This is a genomic window from Galbibacter mesophilus (genome assembly GCF_023721415.1).
Taxonomy (GTDB): Bacteria; Bacteroidota; Bacteroidia; order Flavobacteriales; family Flavobacteriaceae; genus Galbibacter; species Galbibacter mesophilus.
This window is the reverse complement of record NZ_JAMQVC010000005.1, coordinates 128,313-148,198: the sequence shown is the minus strand read 5'-3', so window position 1 is coordinate 148,198 and position 19,886 is coordinate 128,313. Positions and strand designations below refer to the sequence as shown.

Annotated in this window: 20 protein-coding genes; 11 read left to right on the top strand and 9 right to left on the bottom strand. The window is 37.6% G+C overall.

Annotation, left to right across the window (positions count from 1 at the left end):
• The first annotated feature begins 49 nt into the window (after positions 1-49).
• The 3 genes from NDQ75_RS15200 to NDQ75_RS15190 are packed head-to-tail and all read left to right on the top strand — an operon-like array spanning position 50 to position 1,778.
• On the top strand, positions 50-430 hold the full coding sequence (locus tag NDQ75_RS15200; protein WP_202029790.1) for a 2TM domain-containing protein: 381 nt from the start codon (positions 50-52) through the stop codon (positions 428-430).
• A 3-nt stretch (positions 431-433) separates the two neighbouring features.
• Complete coding sequence (locus NDQ75_RS15195) at positions 434-922, top strand: dihydrofolate reductase (RefSeq protein ID WP_202029791.1); 489 nt, start codon at positions 434-436, stop codon at positions 920-922.
• A 4-nt stretch (positions 923-926) separates the two neighbouring features.
• A complete protein-coding gene (locus NDQ75_RS15190) occupies positions 927-1,778 on the top strand; it encodes a fructosamine kinase family protein (protein ID WP_202029792.1) in 852 nt (283 codons plus the stop codon).
• On the opposite strand, the gene murI is transcribed toward NDQ75_RS15190, so the two are convergent.
• The 8 genes from murI to NDQ75_RS15150 all read right to left on the bottom strand — a co-directional run bounded on the left by murI (position 1,775) and on the right by NDQ75_RS15150 (position 9,808).
• A complete protein-coding gene (murI, locus tag NDQ75_RS15185; protein WP_202029793.1) occupies positions 1,775-2,563 on the bottom strand; it encodes a glutamate racemase in 789 nt (262 codons plus the stop codon). The genes NDQ75_RS15190 and murI overlap by 4 nt on opposite strands.
• 69 nt (positions 2,564-2,632) lie before the next feature.
• Positions 2,633-3,142, bottom strand: a complete 510-nt coding sequence (locus NDQ75_RS15180) for an OmpH family outer membrane protein (RefSeq protein WP_202029794.1) — start codon at positions 3,140-3,142, stop codon at positions 2,633-2,635.
• A gap of 43 nt (positions 3,143-3,185) precedes the next feature.
• Positions 3,186-4,004, bottom strand: a complete 819-nt coding sequence (locus tag NDQ75_RS15175; RefSeq protein ID WP_202029795.1) for an OmpH family outer membrane protein — start codon at positions 4,002-4,004, stop codon at positions 3,186-3,188.
• A 119-nt stretch (positions 4,005-4,123) separates the two neighbouring features.
• The gene (gene bamA, locus NDQ75_RS15170; protein WP_202029796.1) at positions 4,124-6,661 is read right to left on the bottom strand and encodes an outer membrane protein assembly factor BamA; all 2,538 of its coding nucleotides are present in this window, start codon (positions 6,659-6,661) and stop codon (positions 4,124-4,126) included.
• A gap of 7 nt (positions 6,662-6,668) precedes the next feature.
• A complete protein-coding gene (locus NDQ75_RS15165) occupies positions 6,669-7,406 on the bottom strand; it encodes an isoprenyl transferase (RefSeq protein ID WP_202029797.1) in 738 nt (245 codons plus the stop codon).
• Between the two features lie 6 nt (positions 7,407-7,412).
• Complete coding sequence (porG, locus tag NDQ75_RS15160) at positions 7,413-8,105, bottom strand: type IX secretion system protein PorG (protein WP_202029798.1); 693 nt, start codon at positions 8,103-8,105, stop codon at positions 7,413-7,415.
• A gap of 108 nt (positions 8,106-8,213) precedes the next feature.
• Entirely contained in the window at positions 8,214-9,095 is an 882-nt protein-coding gene (locus NDQ75_RS15155; protein ID WP_202029799.1) for an NAD kinase, read from the bottom strand.
• Between the two features lie 56 nt (positions 9,096-9,151).
• Positions 9,152-9,808, bottom strand: a complete 657-nt coding sequence (locus NDQ75_RS15150) for a CBS domain-containing protein (protein ID WP_202029800.1) — start codon at positions 9,806-9,808, stop codon at positions 9,152-9,154.
• Positions 9,809-9,959: 151 nt separating this feature from the next.
• On the opposite strand from NDQ75_RS15150, the gene NDQ75_RS15145 reads away from it, so the two are divergent.
• From NDQ75_RS15145 to clpX, 8 genes are all read left to right on the top strand, one after another.
• Entirely contained in the window at positions 9,960-10,673 is a 714-nt protein-coding gene (locus tag NDQ75_RS15145; protein WP_202029801.1) for a pyridoxine 5'-phosphate synthase, read from the top strand.
• A 34-nt stretch (positions 10,674-10,707) separates the two neighbouring features.
• Positions 10,708-11,475, top strand: coding sequence for an alpha/beta fold hydrolase (locus tag NDQ75_RS15140; protein ID WP_202029802.1), 768 nt, complete (start codon positions 10,708-10,710; stop codon positions 11,473-11,475).
• 112 nt (positions 11,476-11,587) lie between these two features.
• Positions 11,588-12,838, top strand: a complete 1,251-nt coding sequence (locus tag NDQ75_RS15135; protein WP_202029803.1) for an OmpP1/FadL family transporter — start codon at positions 11,588-11,590, stop codon at positions 12,836-12,838.
• Positions 12,839-12,860: 22 nt separating this feature from the next.
• Positions 12,861-14,381 (top strand): SGNH/GDSL hydrolase family protein, encoded by a 1,521-nt coding sequence (locus tag NDQ75_RS15130; RefSeq protein ID WP_202029804.1) that lies wholly within the window; start codon positions 12,861-12,863, stop codon positions 14,379-14,381.
• Between the two features lie 93 nt (positions 14,382-14,474).
• On the top strand, positions 14,475-14,816 hold the full coding sequence (locus NDQ75_RS15125) for a phage holin family protein (RefSeq protein ID WP_202029805.1): 342 nt from the start codon (positions 14,475-14,477) through the stop codon (positions 14,814-14,816).
• Positions 14,817-14,995: 179 nt separating this feature from the next.
• A complete protein-coding gene (gene tig, locus NDQ75_RS15120; protein ID WP_202029806.1) occupies positions 14,996-16,318 on the top strand; it encodes a trigger factor in 1,323 nt (440 codons plus the stop codon).
• Positions 16,319-16,406: 88 nt separating this feature from the next.
• Positions 16,407-17,084, top strand: a complete 678-nt coding sequence (gene clpP, locus NDQ75_RS15115; RefSeq protein WP_202029807.1) for an ATP-dependent Clp endopeptidase proteolytic subunit ClpP — start codon at positions 16,407-16,409, stop codon at positions 17,082-17,084.
• Between the two features lie 61 nt (positions 17,085-17,145).
• Positions 17,146-18,375, top strand: a complete 1,230-nt coding sequence (gene clpX, locus NDQ75_RS15110) for an ATP-dependent Clp protease ATP-binding subunit ClpX (RefSeq protein ID WP_202029808.1) — start codon at positions 17,146-17,148, stop codon at positions 18,373-18,375.
• A gap of 104 nt (positions 18,376-18,479) precedes the next feature.
• On the opposite strand, the gene NDQ75_RS15105 is transcribed toward clpX, so the two are convergent.
• A complete protein-coding gene (locus NDQ75_RS15105; protein ID WP_202029809.1) occupies positions 18,480-19,796 on the bottom strand; it encodes an NAD(P)/FAD-dependent oxidoreductase in 1,317 nt (438 codons plus the stop codon).
• Between the last annotated feature and the right edge of the window lie 90 nt (positions 19,797-19,886).

Below are 19,886 nucleotides of genomic sequence, written 5' to 3'. Positions count from 1 at the left end.
TATCTAAATATGATGCCAATTTTGTAACTTTATATAAATTATAATCATCATGAAAAAACCGACTTTACACGAACTAGATACCGACCAACACGAACTTATAGAAAATGCCCAAGCAAGAATCCGACAAAAAAAGTGGCTTTATTATCATTTTATTGTATTTCTCCTCGGAAGCATTTTTATGATTGTACTTAATAAGGTGTTGGAATATGGCGTGCAATACAATTGGTTTATTTGGGGAATAGCGGCATGGGGGTTTATTTTTCTGCTACATTTTATCAATGTTTTTGTTACCAATAAATTTATGGGAAAAGACTGGGAACGTCAGCAACGTGAAAAGTTAGTGGCCAAGCAAAAAAACAAAATCGCTAAATTGCAACAGGAAGCAGAAAAAGAATTTCCCTTAGATACAAATCCTGAAAACACCTTATAGTTAATGGTTACAATGATTGCTGCGGCGGCAGAAAACAACGCTTTAGGAAAAGACAATGATTTGGTATGGCACTTGCCCGATGATTTTAAACGATTTAAAAAGCTTACCACCGGTCATCCCATAATTATGGGACGAAAAACGTATGAAAGTTTCCCTAGTCCGCTTCCAAATAGAAAACATATTATTATTACCCGACAAGAAAATTACAAAGCTTGTGAAAAGTGCGTTGTGGTAAAATCGCTAGAGGAAGCTCTGGAAATTGCCAAAGAAGACGAGCAACCTTTTATAATTGGCGGTGGTGAAATTTACAAACAGGCACTCCCTTTTACTGATAAAATTGAACTTACCCGCGTTCATGGCTCTTTTGAAGCTGATGCTTTTTTTCCTGAACTAAACCTTGCCAATTGGGAACTTACTGCGGAAGAATTTCATGCAAAGGATGAAAAACACAACTACGCTTTTACTTATCTCACTTATATGAAAAAAAAATAGCACATTGCTAACTGATGCATTAAAACAACATTTAAAACGTCACCTTCGAACTGCATCGATACAGTTCACTTCCCTTTCAGGAGGCGACATTAACGATGTGTATCATGTGAAAACTGATTCCAGTTCTTATGTTATAAAAGTAAACGATGCCAATAAATTTCCCGGCATGTTCAACGCGGAAGCAGAAGGTTTGCAGAAACTTGAAAATACCAAAAGCTTTACGATTCCAAAGGTGTTGCATGTAGGTGAAGTAGAAAACCGGTCGTTTCTGTTGCTTGAATTCATTCCTTCGGGAACAAAGAAATCTGATTTTTGGATAGAATTTGGTGAGCGATTAGCCAAATTACATAAAAAGAGTGCTTCTTATTTCGGTTTTGAAGAAGACAACTACATTGGGAGTCTCCCTCAGCATAACCAGAAATGTACTTCCGCAACCGAATTCTACATTTCCCAACGACTTGAACCACAATTTAAAATGGCGCACGAATGCGGCTACTCATTTAACAACCTTACATCCTTTTACAAGAATTTAGAAAATATAATTCCCAACGAATCTTCAGCATTAATCCACGGAGATTTGTGGAGTGGTAATTTTATGGTAGACGCAGACGGAAATCCATGCTTAATAGACCCTGCCATTTCTTACGCACCTCGCGAAATGGATATTGCTATGATGCATCTTTTCGGTGGTTTTTCTTCGGAATTGTTCCATGTTTATAATGAAAAATTTCCTTTGCAACCAGAATGGAAAAGCCGAATTGACCTTTGGCAATTGTATTATCTGTTAGTACACCTTAACCTTTTTGGCACTAGTTATTTACCAAGTGTAAAAAGAATTGTGGAGCGGTTTAGTTAGAATTCTAAAAAGGAAAAATCAGCAATATCCGTATAATCGTTCATCAAAGATTTGAGGACGTGCACTTCCCTATTTGAATAAAAGAGATGCGATTTTTTCTCAGATGTCAAATTTAAAAGAGAATACTTCTCCAAAACGGTTTTGGTTTGCTTGGCAACCGCCAAACCGGAATCGATAATACTTACACTTTCGGGAAGCATCTTTTTAAGCTTGGGTATTAAATAAGGATAATGCGTACATCCAAGCACTAAATAATCGATGTTAGCTTTTATCATTGGAGACAGATATCTATCTAATAGTGCATCCATTTCCGGCGATTCTATTTGTCCGTTTTCAATCAATGGCACAAGTCCGTCACCAAATTGCTCTATCACTTTTCTATCTTTGGCATAAAGCGCTGAAGTTTTGGTAAACAAACTGCTAGTCAAAGTTCCGCGTGTTGCCAACACCCCAACTACTCCGGTTTTAGAATTGAGTGCAGCTGGCTTAATTGCTGGCTCAATTCCAATAAACGGGACTTTATAGTGCTCCCGTAAATAATCAATTGCATTGGTTGTAGCCGTATTGCAAGCAACGACTATTAGTTTACAACCCTTTGACAGTAAAAACTCTGTATTTTTTACACTTAAATCCAATATTTCCTTTTGGGTTTTTTCACCGTAAGGAGCGTACTTACTATCTGCTAAATAAATAGTAGATTCATTTGGTAGCATGGCATGAATCTCTTTCCAAATAGATGTCCCGCCAATGCCAGAATCAAAAATACCAATGGGTGCTGTATTCATTTCCCTAAAATAAAAAAACTGTCCGTAAGATTAGGGACAGTTTTTATAAAATTGCGAAAAATTATTTTCTTAGAATCCTAATTCTTTCTTTACGTCTGGTAAGATATCTGTACCGTCAGCAAGGATAACCCCAGCACCTGGTGATGTATCCAATACATATTGGAACCCTTTTGCTTTACCAACTTTTTGAATAGCATCATTAGCTTTCTGCAAGATTGGCTCTAACAATTCAAGCTCTTTAGATTGCAATTCTTTTTGAGCTTGTTGCTGTGCCTGCATAATAGTCTGCTGCATTCCTTCAACTTCTTGCGCTCTTTTCTGGTTCTCTTCTTGAGATTTAGTAGCAGATTCATTTTTATAAAGCGTCATTTTGTTTTGAAGCTCTTGGTAGCTGGTTTTAATATCCGCTTGGTAATTCTCACCTAATTTCTTAAGCTCCGCTTGTGCAGCCTTCATTTCTGGCATCTCAGACATTAACTTTTGTACGTTAATGTGGGCTACTTTGCTTTGCGCACTTGCAAAGGTAAGGGAACCTACTGCTAATACAACTGCAATGACTAATGTTCTAAAGTGTTTCATGGTTTTTAAAAATTTCTAAAATGTTTACTTAAATATTAAATTACTATTCTTCCGCTGCGTTACCCGTCGTGTTAGAATCGTTATTTTCGTTTTTTAATTGTTCTCTTTCTTTTAATTTCTCTTGTCTTCTAGCTTCCCGTTCTTCAAGCATTTTCTTTCTTCTTTCTTCGTATGCTTTTTTACGAGCTTCAATTTCTTTTAATTTCTCCTCTCTTCTTTGTTCTATCTCTTGGGCCCTATCTTCTTTTTTCTGTTCGTAAGCCTCATCGCGCGCTTCCTTTTCAGGATCGGGCTCTTCAAATTCATCTAAAGCACTGTTTTGTTCCTTTCTATCCTCTTTCTTTCGAGTTACATTGATACTTCTAAGAACTTGATCACTTATATCGTGACGTCTATCCGAATACAACATAACCACATCCGCAGATTTATCGAAAACAAAATCATATTTTTTATTCGATGCTATTTCCTGCACGGCATTGAAAACTTGATCTTGAATAGGCATTACCAACTGACTGCGTTGCCTTACCAAATCTCCATCCGGACCGAAACGATCTTGTTGGTAATCTTTCATCTGACTTTCCAACGCATCAATTTCTTCTTCCCTTTCCTGCACCAATTCTTTGGTTAAAAGAATTTTCTCCGCATTCAAATCGGATCTCATTTTCTCAATAGTGCTTTCTTGGTCTTCTACTTCTGCCTTCCATTTCTGCACTTTACTGGCAAGTTGTTTGTTTGCCAATTGGTATTCATCTACATTCTGTAAAATGTACTCCATATCAACATAACCGATCCTTACACCGCGTTGTGCTTGAATGGAAAGCCCTGATAGAACTAAAAATATTATAAGAACGTATGTTTTCATCTTTATTTAAAGTTTTGTTTTCCAATTACGAAGAAAACAAAATTTTCTTACTTATCAACTTTTCTTTGCAAATGTTCCGAATAAAAACATTTTATGCATAGAAAATATCGTGCCAAAACTTAAAATTGCTGCCCGATAATAAAGTGTGTTTGCCATCCACTAGGTTCAATTCTTCCTGGAATAGGATCAAATCCATACCCGAAGTCTATCCCTAACAATCCAAAAGCGGGCATAAAAATACGAACCCCAGCTCCGGCAGATCTTTTTAAGTTAAACGGATTATAGGTCTGGAAATTATCATAAGCGGAACCTCCTTCTAGGAAACTCAACGCATAAATAGATGCAGTGGGTTTTAATGTGATTGGATAACGTAATTCTAATGAGAATTTATTGTAAACCGTTGATCCATCCACTCCGGAAAGGGATTGGTTTGGATATCCTCTCAAGGCAATATTTTCCCTTCCGTCCAAAGTGAAATTACCTAAACCATCTCCTCCTAAGAAGAAACGCTCAAAAGGAATCACTCCTCTATCGTCATTATAAGCTCCTAAGAACCCAAGCTGTGCACTTGTTTTCAATACCAATTTTGCTACCAGATTCGTGTACCAGTCTCCCGTAAACTCAATTTTATAAAATTCTAGCCATTTGTACCTTTCCTGATCTATTTTTGCCTGATCTGGAACTACTTCACCTTGCGCATTGATACGTTGGAATTCTGGATCTTCTCCTAATTTATCATAATCTATTCCGTTGAATAAGGAATAAGGCGGACTCAATTTCAAGCTGATGTTAAAATTAGATCCTGCCATCGGGAAAATTGGGTTTACCGATGTATTATTCCTTGAAAGTGCTATGGTATATGCCAAGTTGTTTGAATATCCATCTCCGAATGTAAATAACGATGTGTTATAATTCTGAAGGTCATAATGCTGGAAACTCAATGCATGCGACAATTGAAAATAGTTGTCTGGCCATTGCAAACGCTTCGCCAAACCAACGGTTGCTCCCGTAATTACGAAACGTTGATCTTTATCGGCATCTCCTGTTCTAGGATTATATCTAAACTGAAGTGTTCTTGAAAGCGATGTAGAGAATTGTACTGGTTTTTTACCTCCCATCCACGGTTCTGTAAAAGAAAAACTATACGTCTGGAAAAACCTACTCGCTTGCAAACGCAATGATAAACGTTGCCCATCTCCCATTGGTACCGGCTTGTAAGCATCTTTATTAAAAATGTTTCTAATGGAAAAGTTATTAAATGATAAACCTAGAGTACCAATGAAACCACCTCCACCATAACCACCTTGTAGTTCGATTTGGCTGGAACCTTTTTCTTCCACTGCATAGTTTATTCCAACCGTTCCCGCTTGTGGATCTGGATCTAAAATTTCAGGACTGATACTCTCCGGATCGAAATAACCTAATTGTCCCAATTCCCGAATAGTTCTTACCACATTATCTTTAGAATAGAGCTCACCTGGTTTGGTTCTCAATTCTCGATAAATCACGTGGTCGTTCGTTTTATCGTTTCCAGAAACACTCACGTTATTGAAATAGGCCAATTTCCCTTCAATAATTCTTACCTCAAAATCGATGGTATCATTTTTAGCAGAAACCTCTACTGGATTTATTTGAGAAAACAAGTATCCATTATTTTGATAAAGGTTGGTAATAGTTCTACCGTCTGGTTTTGTTTGATCGTCGATACGCTTGTCAAACAAAACACCGTTGTAAACATCGCCCTTACTTAAACCGAGGTATTTACCAAGCATTTCATCTGTGTACGCTGCATTACCCACAAAGTCGATATTACCGAAGTAATAACGATCTCCTTCCTGTAAGTCAATTTCAATATCGATGGTATTGTCATCGTTATAGATAATAGAATCTTTGGTAATACGCGCGTCACGGTATCCATTTTCTTTGTAAGCGTCTATGATGGAAGTAAGATCCGTTTCAAAATCCTCAGGTATAAATTTTGATTTTTTCCAAAAACGACCAAAGAATTTTTCTTTGGTATTTTTCATAGCGCTTTTAAGCTTTTTGTCTTTTAATTGTTCGTTACCCTGAAAGCGAATTTCATCAATTTTCACTTTTTCCCCACGGTCTATAGCCACCACCATTTTTACTGCATTGGCTTCCGTAGTATCAGGAACAGTGTTTATGTTCACCTTGGTGTTAAGGTAGCCTTCTTTTTTGTATTTGTTAACCAAGTAATTTTTGGTGTCGGTAATAAAACTTTCCGTTACTTTTTTTCCTTTTTTAAGATCGGCATCTTTCTGAACATCGTCCACCTTTTTCTTTTTAATACCTGTGATTTTAACGTCGGAAAGTGTGGGAAGTTCCACTACATTCAATTCTAAGAAAATTTTATTGCCTTCTACCCGTGTTTTGTAGAAATTGATATCACTAAAAAGGTTAAGTCCCCAAAGTTTATTTATTACATCACTGATCTCCTCTCCGGGAACGGTTATTTCTTGTCCCGTTCGTAATCCAGTATAAGTAATTACCGTTTGCTTGTTAAAACTTTTAACCCCTGTTACCTCTATTCCACCGAGGATATACTTCTTTCCTTTATCAAAAGTAGTTTCTTGAGCGGTAGTGAAGTTTGTAAAAGTTAGTAGTACTATAAAAATACCCAAATATCGATTTAACATGATATTTTTAGTTAAGTTGTTCGCTCGTCTTTCCAAATCTCCGTTCTCTATTTTGATAGTTTATTATTGCTTCCCATAAATGTTCTTTGGTAAAATCCGGCCACAGTGTTTCTGTAAAATACAACTCGGCGTAGGCAATTTGCCAAAGTAAGAAATTACTTATTCGATGCTCCCCGCTTGTCCTAATAAGCAGGTCTACATCTGGCAAATTTTGCGTGTAAAGATGATTATTAATTGTTGATTCGTCAATAGAATCTATAGAAATTATGTTATTTTTAACTTTACTACAAAGCTGTAGCACAGCATTTTTCAACTCTTCCCTTGCGCCATAGCTTAACGCTAAAGTTAGTGTCATGCGGGAATTGTCTTTTGTCTTTTCAATTACTTCCAAAAGTTCTTTTTGTGCTTTTTTTGGTAGCGTTTCCAAGGTACCAATGGCACGCAGTCTAATATTATTCTCCAACAAGGTTTGAAGTTCTTTTCTAAGCGAAGATACGAGTAGCTTCATAAGGGTTTCGACCTCCAATTTTGGTCGGCTCCAGTTTTCAGTAGAAAAAGCATACAGGGTTAAGTTTTTTATACCAACTTTGGCACAACCTTCCACCACTTCTTTCACGGCTTTTGCACCATTTTCATGACCAAAAACCCGAAGTTTCCCTTTCTGCTTAGCCCATCGCCCATTACCATCCATGATAATGGCTATATGTTTTGGTAAGTTTTCCTTATTAATTAACTCTTCATTCATTACGCATTAATCATAACAGCTGTAACATGGCCGTTGCCCAAAGGTGTACGTTAAAGTAACACCGGAAAAAACGTACCAGTCGTCGCTAAAGATATTTCCAAACTTCAAATCATCATTATTAGGCAGAAGCGTATTCGGATTGCTTCCGTCTAAATTATCGGTAAAAGTATAGCGCGCGCCAACTTCTGCCGCCAGCACAAAACGCCTGCCTATTTTACCTTTAATACCCAGCGCCATAGGGATTGCAAATGTAGCTTTTTCTCCAGATACTTCAGCATTATTGGTTACATAATATAATTCATCATGTAAAATTACCGAAGCCCCTCCGTATATGTAGGGCGTAACCGATCTTGAAAAATCGCTTAAATCGAATTCAACAAAATTAAATTCCATTCCCAAAGAGCCTTCTACAACGCCATTGGAAAAACTATAATCCCTTTGTTGCCTTGCTGAACTATTAGAATCTCTATCTGCAGCATGCAATGTTGAAAATGTAAAAGAAGCCCTGTAAGCGTAACGCTGACTCACATTCCACTTAAACAACCCTCCTGCTGCAAAACCATTTGGGTTTATGTATCTAGAAGACCCTACATCTCCAATATAATTACTACCTCCAACAAAAGCTCCTACCTCAAACATTTGGGCAAAAGACATGCTGGAAATTAACATACACGCAATGGTTAAGATTTTAAAGTTCATAGGTTTCAAAGTTTGCAAATATATACATTATGATATTTTATGGGTAATATCATTGAAATGAATGTGGTACTAAAACAAAATTTGTGGGAATTTATTGTTTTCATTGCCTTAATTACGACGATCTTCACCCCATAGCAGTTTATTGCGCAATGTTTTTAAAAAACTTTCATCTTTAAGATCTACCAGTTTTATGTTGAAGGGTGCTCGCTCGATATAAATATCGGTTTCATTTTTTAAAGTGGCTATTCGTGAATCCAAAGAAACCAGAAAGGTATCTTCTCGCCCTGAAACTTTTAATCGGATTTTAGTTTTATCTGGAATCACCAAAGGGCGTGCATTCAAATTATGTGGGGCAATAGGCGTTAAAACAAATGCATCGGTACTCGGCGCAATTACAGGGCCATTACAACTTAAGGAATAACCTGTAGAACCCGTTGGAGTGGCAACTATTAATCCGTCTGCCCAATATGAGGTCAGATACTCTCCGTCCAGCCAAGTGGCAATGGTAATCATAGACGTGGTGTTTTTCCTGCTTACCGCGATTTCATTTAATGCGAAATTGACTTCGGTCTGGTCTTCCACAGTAGCATTGGTAATTTGCAATAGGGCCCGCTCCTTTACCTCAAATCCGTTTACCAAGACCTCCTCAATTGATTTTTCGAGACTGTCTTTTTGTACCGTTGCTAAGAAACCAAGCCTCCCTACGTTGATACCCAAAATAGGAATATCTAAATCCCTCACAAACAGAACAGTTCGCAACATGGTCCCATCGCCACCAACACTAAAAAAAATATCAAATGAGTTATCGAGATCTTCAAAAGCGGCGAAAGTCCTATACTCTTCCTTTAATTGCAAAGGCTCTCTTATTTGATCGAGATAGGCGGCTTCTATATAGACTTCAGCTTTATTCCGCTGTAAAACCTGTAACAATTTTAAGATATATTCTTCTGAATCGTCTTTGTAATATTGACCGTAAACACCAACTTTCATTCGCTCTGTTTTATTGCTGAGTTTTGAGATTTTAAAGATTTTTTAAATTGGAAAAATTATATCTTCAGAAAACGATCCAAATAATCCGACCGCTCTTTAAGTCCTTCCAAATATGAATCTTCTTCGTTACCAGCTATAATATTGTAGCTGTATCGCCTAAAGGTTTGAATAATTTTATTGAGTCCCACGCCACCGATCTTCATCGTTATTTGAGTAACATCGTCTTGATCTTCAGAAATAAATGCGCCCAATAATTTTCCGTCGTTACTTTCTACAATTTGCGAAATCTCACTAAAAGAATAATCATTGTGCCCACGCTCTACAATTAAAATTCCACCAGGTTCATTTAGAAAAGGTGTCTCCTTAAACAAACTCATAATGTCTATTAAATCGTAATAGCCCACGTACATTTTATTTTCATCTAAAATAGGCAACACATTGGCGTTGTACTTGGCAAATGCTTCCAAAACGTCCAACCAATTCGTGTTTTTGTCCACAAAAAATAGATCTAAGGCATACAGGTAATCGTTTACTTTTTTATCGGGATCAAAGCCCTGCACATCATCTTCGGAAATATTCCCGAGCAACCTATTATCTTCCACTACCGGGATGTGGGTATTCGTACAATCCGAAAACATACCTCTTACCATTTTCACCGGATAATTGGGCAAAAGCGGCAAAATATCGTTATTTATGTAAGAATGTAAATTCATAGCAAGCTTCATTTCTTTGGCAAATTAATCATTTTAATGCACAAAAGGACACAAAGAAGTGCTAAAGCTATTATTTTTTCGATATCTGATGAACAACTTGTTCCATGGAGACTGACTTCGTATTTTTGTATGATATTTCAATCTAATTATCATGACCAAGTTAAGCGTAAACATAAATAAAATTGCAACCCTTAGAAATTCAAGGGGCGGAAATGTGCCTAATCTATTAAAAGCCGCTAAAGACATACAAGAGTTTGGTGCAGAAGGCATTACTATTCATCCCCGTCCCGACGAAAGACATATCCGGTATCAGGATGCGAGGGATTTGCCAGACGTAGTTTACACTGAATACAACATTGAAGGAAACCCAATTAAAAGTTTTATGGATTTGGTGCTGGAGGTAAAACCCACTCAAGTTACACTAGTCCCCGATGCTGTTGATGCTATTACTTCCAACGCGGGATGGAACACTTTGAAGCACAAAGACTTTTTAGTGGATGTTATTGCTGAATTTAAATCGAACAATATACGAACATCTATTTTCGTGGATCCAGACCAAAAAATGGTGGAAGGAGCCGCAAAAACAGGCACAGACCGCATCGAACTATATACCGAAGCCTACGCCAGTGAATTTGAAAAGGGCAACAAAAATGGCATCAAGCCTTACATTGAAGCCGCCGAAGTGGCTAATAAAGTAGGATTGGGAATAAATGCGGGTCATGATTTAAATCTGGAAAACACCGAATACTTTAAACAAAACATCCAGAATTTATTGGAAGTTTCCATTGGTCACGCTCTCATCGCAGAATCTTTATATCTGGGCTTGGAAAATGTAGTACAAATGTATTTGCAGCGGTTGAAATAGAAATTAGTTCACTTTGAACCTTAAAAACTAAACAATGCAGCTATTAAAATCTAAAATAATGGGCGAAGGGAAACCTTTGCTTATCCTTCACGGCTTTTTGGGAATGTCCGACAATTGGAAAACACTGGGAAGCCAATATGCTGAAGAAGGCTTTGAAGTTCATCTTTTAGATCTTCGGAACCACGGACGAAGCTTCCATTCTGACGATTTTTCGTATGAGCTTATGGTTAAGGACGTTTTATATTATATTTCAGAAAAAAACTTAGGAAAAGTAAACATTATTGGGCACTCCATGGGCGGGAAAGTAGCTATGTTACTAGCCGTCTCCAACCCTTCTTCCGTAGAAAAATTGTTAATTGCAGATATCGCTCCTAAATACTACCCACCACATCACCAAGCGATTATTAACGGACTCCAAGCATTGGATTTCAGTAATATTTCTTCACGGACAGAAGCCGATGAGGCGCTCGCAAAACATATTTCCGATTGGGGAACCCGTCAATTTTTACTAAAAAACCTGTACTGGAAAGAAAAAGAAACATTGGCCTTCCGGTTTAACCTTCCCGTTTTAAGTGAGGCACAGGAGGAAATTGGCGAAGCACTTCCTTCCCAAAAGACCTTCGACGGAAACACCTTATTTTTAAGAGGGTCCAAATCTGAATACATCTCACCAAATGATAACGATTTGATACTTAATCATTTTCCGAAAGCAACGATAGAAACAGTAGATAATGCTGGCCATTGGCTACATGCAGAAAACCCGAAACAGTTCTTTTCTAAATCCATTTCCTTTTTCAAATAGTCAAATGTTAATTTTTTAGTGAATTCAAAATGTGAGGCTACTCAAAATTGCATATAAATAATATTGTTATAAATTTGAAATGCTAAAATTCATAAATTCAAAAAACAAATACATGAAAAAAATTACGCTATTGGCAATGGTTTTGCTTACTAGTGCCCTTACTTATGCTGGAGGTTACCGAATTGCGTTACAGGGACAAAAACAACTTGCCATGGGGCATACAGGTGTTGCTGTTATAAATTCTTCGGAATTGGTTTTCTTCAACCCTGCCGGTTTAACGTTCTTGAACGAAAAATTTACGGTTAGTGCAGGAGCGAATGCCGTTTTTGCAAACATTAGTTTTCAAAATGAACAATACGGATGGTATACGGAAGACAACAACGGTGTATCCACTCCATTTAATGTATATGCCGCCTATAAAATAAACGACTGGGCAAGTGTAGGTCTTGGAGTTTATACTCCCTATGGAAGTGGAGTTGAATATCCAACCGACTGGGAAGGATCCCATTTGGTGAACGACATAAGCCTTTCTGCTGTTTATTTCCAACCTACTGTTTCCATTCGTGTAAACGAAAAATTAAGTTTCGGTGGTGGTCCTATTTTGGCCATGGGAGCGGTTAACTTCAATAGAAATATTGATAGAACTACTACAAACCTTGAAGGAGAACGCGCTAATGTGACTATAGACGACAGCGGTATCACTGCTTGGGGATACACTCTTGGTATGATGCTACGTCCAACAGAAAAATTTACTATTGGTGTAAATTACCGTTCTGAAATCGATATGACGGCTGAAGACGGAGAAGCCGATTTCCAAAACATTCCTCAAGGAGGAAACATGAACGGTATGTTTAACAATGTAACTTTTGATGCGGAACTGCCTTTACCTGCTGAATTAACAGTGGGAGCTTCTTACGCCATCAACGAAAAATGGTTAGTTGCTTTTGATTATAACCGTGCTTACTGGAATGCTTACGAAGCATTGGATGTTATTTTTAGCAACGGCGAAGAATCTTTAAATCCGCGTAACTACAAAAATGCATCAACTTACCGTTTTGGTTTACAGTACAAAGCAACACAACGTTTCACTTTGAGAGGTGGTTATTATTTTGATGAGTCTCCTGTTCGATCTGGTTATTTCGCTCCAGAAACTCCAAGAAACGACTCCAACAACTTTACTGGAGGTTTTACCTTTAAAATTAGCGAACGTTTCGCATTGGATGCTTCCTTCCTGTACGTTCATTTCGATGAAGTATATGAGTCTTATAACTTTTATCAAGAGAATGGACAAAATGTTCCATTTGAAGGTACTTACAAAAACAACGCTTTTATCCCAGGCTTAGGAATCACTTACGGATTTTAATGAACGCTAACTATTTAAGAAAATGAAAAAACTATTATATATATCTATTGCGGCGGCAGCTACGTTAACAGCATGTCAGCCAGAATTTAACGATCCTGTAAACGAACAAGGCTTTTACACAAGCGGGGAAGCAGATTTCTCAAATTTCGTTGCTGTTGGAAACTCCTTAACAGCTGGCTATGCTGATGGGGCACTTTATTTATACGGACAACAAAATTCATTCCCGAGCATTTTGGCTTCTCAATTTTCACTTGTGGGAGGTGGCGAGTTTAACCAGCCATTGGTAAATGACAACACAGGCGGTTTATTAGCAAACGGAAACCAAATTGCAGAAAATAGAAGGGTAATTCAAGTTTCTGAAACTGGTGAAACAAATCCAGTTGTTCTTGCAGCAACACCAACAACGGACATCACAAATGTTGCTGAAGGTCCATTTAACAATATGGGGGTTCCCGGAGCAAAAAGTTTTCATTTAGGAGCTCCAGGCTATGGAAACATTGCCAATTTACAAGCAGGTACTGCTAACCCTTATTTTATAAGAATGGCTTCTTCTCCAGAAGCTACCGTAATTGCAGACGCCGTTGCTCAAAATCCAACATTTTTCTCTCTGTGGATTGGAAACAACGATATCTTAGGATACGCAACTTCTGGTGGTGTTGGTACAAATCAAACTGGAAATCTAGATCCTACCACCTACGGTTCGAACGATATCACCGACCCGAACGTATTTGCAAAAACATATAGTGATCTTTTAGGAGCGTTAACCCAAAACGATGCGAAAGGTGTAGTTTGCAACATTCCAAATGTTACAACTATTCCATATTTCACAACGGTTCCTCACAATCCTGTTCCGCTAGACCAGGCTACTGTAAATCAATTAAATCAAGAATTAATTGGTCCATTAAAGCAAATCCTTACTGCTTTTGGAGCCGGTGATCGTGTGGTGCTGCTAAGTGCTACCGCGCCAAACCCGGTGATGATTAAAGATGAAAATCTAACAAATCTTGAGGCACAGTTGAACGCAGCATTAATAGCTAACGGAATACCTCCGCAGCAGGCAGCTTTAATGGCAAGTCTTTATGGACAGGCAAGACATGCTACTGCTGAAGATTTAGTAACACTACCAACATCATCACTCATTGGAACGACGCAAGAAGGTATTCCAGCACCTTTCAACACGGTGGCTGTAACCTATCCGTTGGAAGACGCCAATGTTTTAACGCCAAGCGAGCAAACAGAAGTACTTACTGCACAAACTGCCTATAATACAACTATTAAAGCCTTGGCAGATCAAAACGGTTTGGCTTTTGTAGATGTTGAAACATTAATGAACCAGTTGGCAAGTGGCGGTATTTCTTTTGATGGCGGAACTATAACCAACACCTACGCCACTGGCGGCGCATTCTCTTTAGACGGCGTACACCCAACTGCGAGAGGTTATGCGGTTATCGCAAATGCCATCATTGCAAGCATCAATGAAACGTATGGAGCTGAAGTACCAGAAGTAAATCCTGGCGCCTATACTACTATTTTTGTTGAATAGAGTTATAAAAAAATATTATTTCCTAAAAGCGCCTGTTACCTACAGGCGCTTTTTTTATATCTTTAATACTCAAATTCAACAAAATCATCAATTATGAAATTCATTATTAGAATACTACTTACCGCCATTTCAGTGGTGATCTTGGCCAAGATCCTGCCGGGCGTAGGAGTAGAAAGTTACGGTACTGCAATTATTGTTGCTATTGTACTCGCATTACTTAATTTTATTGTAAAACCAATTCTTGTCATCCTAACCCTTCCAGTTACCATTATTACTTTAGGTTTGTTCCTACTCATTATCAATGCCATCATCATTTTACTGGCAGATTACTTTGTGAGTGGTTTCGCTGTTAGCAACATTTGGTGGGCACTATTGTTCAGTTTGTTATTATCGGTTTTACAATCCATTTTCGACTCGCTTGTTGGTGCCGATTAATAATTTCAGCAAGAAAACCATTTTTATTCCTTAAAAAACTTCATTCTAAACATTCAAACTAGGAAGGCTGTTAAATAAAAATTAATATTTTGTTTTTCAGCCTTTTAAAAACTTGGTTACCTTTTGAAAATGTTTTACTTTTGCATGCCCATTTACGGGCTATTAAATATTTTTTTAGAATGGATATTACAAGAGAGCAAATTGACGACTTAAATGCAATAGTAAAAGTTGCTATTACCAAAGAGGATTACAGCGAAAGAGTAGATAAAATTTTAACTGATTATCGTAAGAATGCGAACATCCCTGGATTTAGAAAAGGGCATGTTCCTATGGGATTGGTTAAAAAACAGTATGGGAAAGCGGTTTTAGTAGACGAAGTAAATAAATTGTTACAAGATTCGCTTAACAAATACCTTACGGAAGAAAAATTGGACGTTCTTGGAAATCCACTTCCAAAAGCTCAGGATAATTTAGATTGGAACGCTGATAACTTTTCTTTTGAATTTGAGTTAGGACTTGCTCCAGAATTTGATGTAGATCTAAACACTAAAAAGCCTATCACTCAATATAAAATCGTTGCAGACGATAAAATGATTGATGAGCAAATAGATAGAATTGCTAAACAGTACGGAAAACTTATCTCTCAAGACGAAGTTACCGAGGAAAGTGAAGTTACAGGAGTTTTTAAAAATGAAGAAAAAGAAATTGAAAACCGCGTGACTTTCACATTAGACAAACTTAAAGGAAAAAGAAACCTTAACAAGTTTGTAGGTGCTAAGGTAGGCGATACGCTTGAGCTTAAAACGAAAAGTTTGTTTGAAGACGATCAAGATTTAGTGAATTTGCTAAAGGTTGATCAAGAAGATGCCAGCGATTTGGATATTGAAGTTACTTTTAGCATCGACGAGATTAACAAAAGAGAAGCTGCCGAACTCAACCAAGAATTGTTCGATAAGCTTTTCGGCGAAGGTGTTGTTACTTCAGAAGAAGAAATGAAAGCGAAAATTAAAGAAGACGCTGAAAAACAATTCGCACAGCAAGCAGATCAAAAGCTTTTGAACGATATTACCGAGTATTTGGTAGAAAATACTAAATTCGATCTTCCAGCAGATTTCTTAAAGAAATGGATCCAAGTAACTGGTGAAAAAGAACTTTCTGATGAGGAAGCTAGCGAAGAATACGAAAAATCCGAAAAAGGATTGAGATACCAACTTATTGAAGGGAAAATCATGAAAGATAACGACCTTCAAGTAAGTTATGATGAGTTGAAAGAATTCGCTAAGAACTACGTTCGTATGCAAATGGCTCAATTCGGGCAAACAGATCCAGAGGAAGAAGTATTAGAAAACATTTCTAGTAGAGTACTTTCAAATCAAGAAGAGGCTAAAAGATTATCTGAACAAATAATGAGCGAAAAATTGGTAAATCTTTACAAGGAAAAAGCCAATTTAAAAGCCAAAGAAGTTACCTATGAAAACTTTGTTAAAGAGGTTTATGGGTAAATCCTTATAAAATAAATTAAGTATATTTAAGGCGTTAAACTGTAAGTTCAACGCCTTTTTACGTACTAAAAACAGGAATAAAAAATTTATGAACATAGAAAAAGAATTTAAGGCTTTTGCAACCAAAGACAGAGGTATTAACAGCATGTATTTCGACAAGCTGGTGAGCGCTGTAACCCCTGTAGGACTAACCCCAAACATTATTGAGGAGCGCCAATTGAATGCGGTTGCTATGGATGTTTTCTCTCGTTTAATGATGGATAGAATCATCTTTATGGGGACTGGCATCAATGATCAAGTAGCAAATATTATTCAAGCGCAATTGCTGTTTTTGGAAAGTGCAGATGCCTCAAAAGACATTCAAATTTATATTAATTCCCCTGGCGGAAGTGTCTATGCAGGGTTGGGTATTTACGACACCATGCAATACATTAAACCAGACGTAGCCACTATTTGTACCGGTATGGCTGCCTCTATGGGAGCAGTGCTTCTATGCGCAGGTGAAAAAGGGAAACGTTCTGCTTTGCCACATAGCCGTGTAATGATTCACCAACCTTTGGGTGGCGCACAAGGACAAGCTAGTGATATTGAAATTACAGCAAGGGAAATTTTAAAACTTAAAGAAGAATTATACCAAATCATCGCAAAACATTCTGGTCAAAGCATGGAAAAAGTTACGGAAGATAGTGACCGCGACTATTGGATGAAGGCTAAGGAAGCCAAAGAATATGGTATGATTGATGAAGTATTGATTAGGGAAAAATAATTTTATAAATACCTTAAAACTAATGCGAATGTAAGCAAATTGCTTACGTAACTAAATTAAGATGGCGAAAGAAGAATTAGAATGCTCGTTTTGCGGACGGAAAAAATCGGAAACCAATTTGCTTATCGCAGGTTTGGATGCCCATATTTGTGACCGTTGCATAGAACAAGCACATGGAATTGTATTAGAAGAATCGCAACAGAATAAAAATACCGAATTATCTTCTGAGTTGGTTTTAAAGAAACCGGCAGAAATCAAGGAATACCTAGATCAGTTTATCATAGGGCAAGATGTTACCAAAAAAGTAATGTCTGTTGCAGTTTACAATCATTATAAAAGATTGTTGCAACCTGCTTCCAAAGAAGATATCGAAATCCAAAAGAGTAACATTATTATGGTAGGGCAAACCGGTACCGGTAAAACCCTCATGGCAAAAACAATTGCCAAAATGTTGAATGTTCCTTTAGCAATAGTAGATGCTACGGTATTAACAGAAGCTGGTTACGTTGGGGAAGATGTGGAAAGTATTTTAACCCGTCTTCTTCAGGCAGCGGATTATAATTTGGAAAAGGCCGAACGCGGTATTGTTTTTATAGATGAAATTGATAAAATTGCCCGTAAAAGCGATAACCCGTCTATTACCAGAGATGTTTCTGGGGAAGGTGTTCAGCAGGCTTTACTAAAATTATTGGAAGGTACGACGGTTAATGTTCCGCCAAAAGGAGGAAGAAAACACCCCGACCAAAAATTTATTGAAGTAAATACTGAAAACATTCTTTTTGTAGCTGGAGGTGCTTTTGATGGGATTGACAGGCATATTTCGAAAAGGCTGAATATGCAAGCCGTTGGATACAGCGTTGCCAAAAAGGACATGATAGACCGTGAAAACCTTTTACAATATATCATTCCGAAGGATTTAAAGGAATTTGGTTTAATTCCAGAAATTATTGGGCGTTTACCTGTTCTTACGCACATGGATCCGTTGGATGCAAAAACCCTACGTTCCATTTTAACGGAACCAAAAAATGCCATTATCAAACAATACGCAAAGCTGTTTGAAATGGATGACATTACTTTTGAAATCACCAATGAAGCATTAGATTTTATTGTTGAAAAAGCTATTGAGTATGAATTGGGTGCAAGGGGGTTACGCTCACTTTGTGAAACAGTTCTAACTGATGCCATGTTTGAGCTTCCAAGCACTTCCGAAGACAAATTGGTAGTGGACAAAGATTATGTGGAAGACAAATTAACAAAAGTTACTGTAAACAAATTAAAGGCAGTTTCGTAAGCAGAAAATCCTTTAAAGAAAGATTATTTCTTTCAGAAATATATTAATGTCACCCTGTCCCGAAGCATCGGGAGTCGAAGGGTGACATTTTTTATTCGATATATTTAAGTTTTTGATTTTGCCGCTTCAATCGGAATCACTTTTGCTTTAGGTTTTTTGTAAGGACGAATAATTAATCTGGCTTCCCTATCAAAACGGACGTAATTATACACCCAGTTTACAAAGACCACCATTCGGTTTCTAAATCCAATTAGAAAGAATAAATGAACAAACATCCAAACGAACCAGGCAAACACTCCCTGAAAACGGAATCGAGGTAAATCTACCACAGCCTTGTTTCTCCCAATAGTTGCCATAGTTCCTTTATCTTTATATTTAAAAGGCTGTAATGGTTCTTCATTAAAAATACGGAGCAAATTATCTCCCAAATGAGAGCCTTGTTGTAACGCCACCTGGGCTACCATTGGATGCCCCCCTAATAAATCCTGGGATATCATACAGGCAACATCCCCAATGGCAAAAACATCGGTAAAACTTTTTACTTGATTAAATTCATTTACTGAAATCCTATTACTATGGGTAACAAAATCTGTACTGTCCAAACCTTTAATAGTTTGACCTTTTACCCCTGCCGCCCAAATTAAGGTCGCCGTTCTAAAAGTGAGGTCGGTAGTAGTGGTGACTAGATTTCCATCATAACCGATCACTCTTGTATTTTTCCAAACATCCACACCAAGTTCTTCCAAAAACTTTTCTGCTTTTTCGGAAGCTTTTGCACTCATTCCTTTTAAAATGACATCCCCAGATTGAACAATATTAATTTGTGCTCTTCTGGTATCGAGATCGGGGTAGTCTTTGGGTAAAATACCCTTTTTTATTTCGGCCAAAGCACCTGCCAATTCAACACCCGTCGGTCCTGCACCAACAATAACAAAATTCATTAATGCATCCCGCTCATCCAAACTATCGGTAAGTAAGGCCTCCTCAAAATTCTGCAATATCAAACTACGAAGATTCAACGCTTCGGGAACCGTTTTCATAATCATGCTATTGGCTTCCATTTCCTTATTTCCGAAGAAATTGGTTCGAGAGCCAGTTGCCAATACCAAATAATCGTATTTTAACTGACCGATGTCGGTATCCAACACTTTTTCGCTAGTGTTTACGCCTTCCACTTTAGCCAATCGGAAAAAGAAATTAGGATACTTGGAAAGGATTTTACGAATTGGATAGGCAATAGAATCGGGCTCTAATCCGCCAGTAGAAACCTGATATAAAAGCGGCTGAAAGGTATGGTAATTATGTTTGTCCAAGAGTACCACCTGCACATCTTGTTTGGCTAATTTTTTTGCCAAGGCAATACCTCCAAACCCACCACCGATTATTACAACCCTTGGGTCGCTTGTGCGTGGAATGTTCATAGCAATTTGTGTTTTCTCAAAGTTAAAGGTATCTCTTTACAATTCGTAATAAAAATCCATCGAAAAGCTGAAAGACGATGGTACATCGCT

What these genes read in the sequence shown, in the direction of transcription:
- murI (WP_202029793.1), bottom strand. Translation starts at nt 2,563, where the DNA reads ATGAATACAGCACCCATTGGTATTTTTGATTCTGGCATTGGCGGGACA.
- NDQ75_RS15140 (WP_202029802.1), top strand. Translation starts at nt 10,708, where the DNA reads ATGCAGCTATTAAAATCTAAAATAATGGGCGAAGGGAAACCTTTGCTT.
- porG (WP_202029798.1), bottom strand. Translation starts at nt 8,105, where the DNA reads ATGAACTTTAAAATCTTAACCATTGCGTGTATGTTAATTTCCAGCATG.
- clpX (WP_202029808.1), top strand. Translation starts at nt 17,146, where the DNA reads ATGGCGAAAGAAGAATTAGAATGCTCGTTTTGCGGACGGAAAAAATCG.
- NDQ75_RS15145 (WP_202029801.1), top strand. Translation starts at nt 9,960, where the DNA reads ATGACCAAGTTAAGCGTAAACATAAATAAAATTGCAACCCTTAGAAAT.
- NDQ75_RS15180 (WP_202029794.1), bottom strand. Translation starts at nt 3,142, where the DNA reads ATGAAACACTTTAGAACATTAGTCATTGCAGTTGTATTAGCAGTAGGT.
- NDQ75_RS15130 (WP_202029804.1), top strand. Translation starts at nt 12,861, where the DNA reads ATGAAAAAACTATTATATATATCTATTGCGGCGGCAGCTACGTTAACA.
- NDQ75_RS15135 (WP_202029803.1), top strand. Translation starts at nt 11,588, where the DNA reads ATGAAAAAAATTACGCTATTGGCAATGGTTTTGCTTACTAGTGCCCTT.
- NDQ75_RS15175 (WP_202029795.1), bottom strand. Translation starts at nt 4,004, where the DNA reads ATGAAAACATACGTTCTTATAATATTTTTAGTTCTATCAGGGCTTTCC.
- NDQ75_RS15150 (WP_202029800.1), bottom strand. Translation starts at nt 9,808, where the DNA reads ATGAATTTACATTCTTACATAAATAACGATATTTTGCCGCTTTTGCCC.
- clpP (WP_202029807.1), top strand. Translation starts at nt 16,407, where the DNA reads ATGAACATAGAAAAAGAATTTAAGGCTTTTGCAACCAAAGACAGAGGT.
- bamA (WP_202029796.1), bottom strand. Translation starts at nt 6,661, where the DNA reads ATGTTAAATCGATATTTGGGTATTTTTATAGTACTACTAACTTTTACA.
- NDQ75_RS15105 (WP_202029809.1), bottom strand. Translation starts at nt 19,796, where the DNA reads ATGAACATTCCACGCACAAGCGACCCAAGGGTTGTAATAATCGGTGGT.
- NDQ75_RS15165 (WP_202029797.1), bottom strand. Translation starts at nt 7,406, where the DNA reads ATGAATGAAGAGTTAATTAATAAGGAAAACTTACCAAAACATATAGCC.
- NDQ75_RS15195 (WP_202029791.1), top strand. Translation starts at nt 434, where the DNA reads ATGGTTACAATGATTGCTGCGGCGGCAGAAAACAACGCTTTAGGAAAA.
- NDQ75_RS15200 (WP_202029790.1), top strand. Translation starts at nt 50, where the DNA reads ATGAAAAAACCGACTTTACACGAACTAGATACCGACCAACACGAACTT.
- tig (WP_202029806.1), top strand. Translation starts at nt 14,996, where the DNA reads ATGGATATTACAAGAGAGCAAATTGACGACTTAAATGCAATAGTAAAA.
- NDQ75_RS15155 (WP_202029799.1), bottom strand. Translation starts at nt 9,095, where the DNA reads ATGAAAGTTGGTGTTTACGGTCAATATTACAAAGACGATTCAGAAGAA.
- NDQ75_RS15125 (WP_202029805.1), top strand. Translation starts at nt 14,475, where the DNA reads ATGAAATTCATTATTAGAATACTACTTACCGCCATTTCAGTGGTGATC.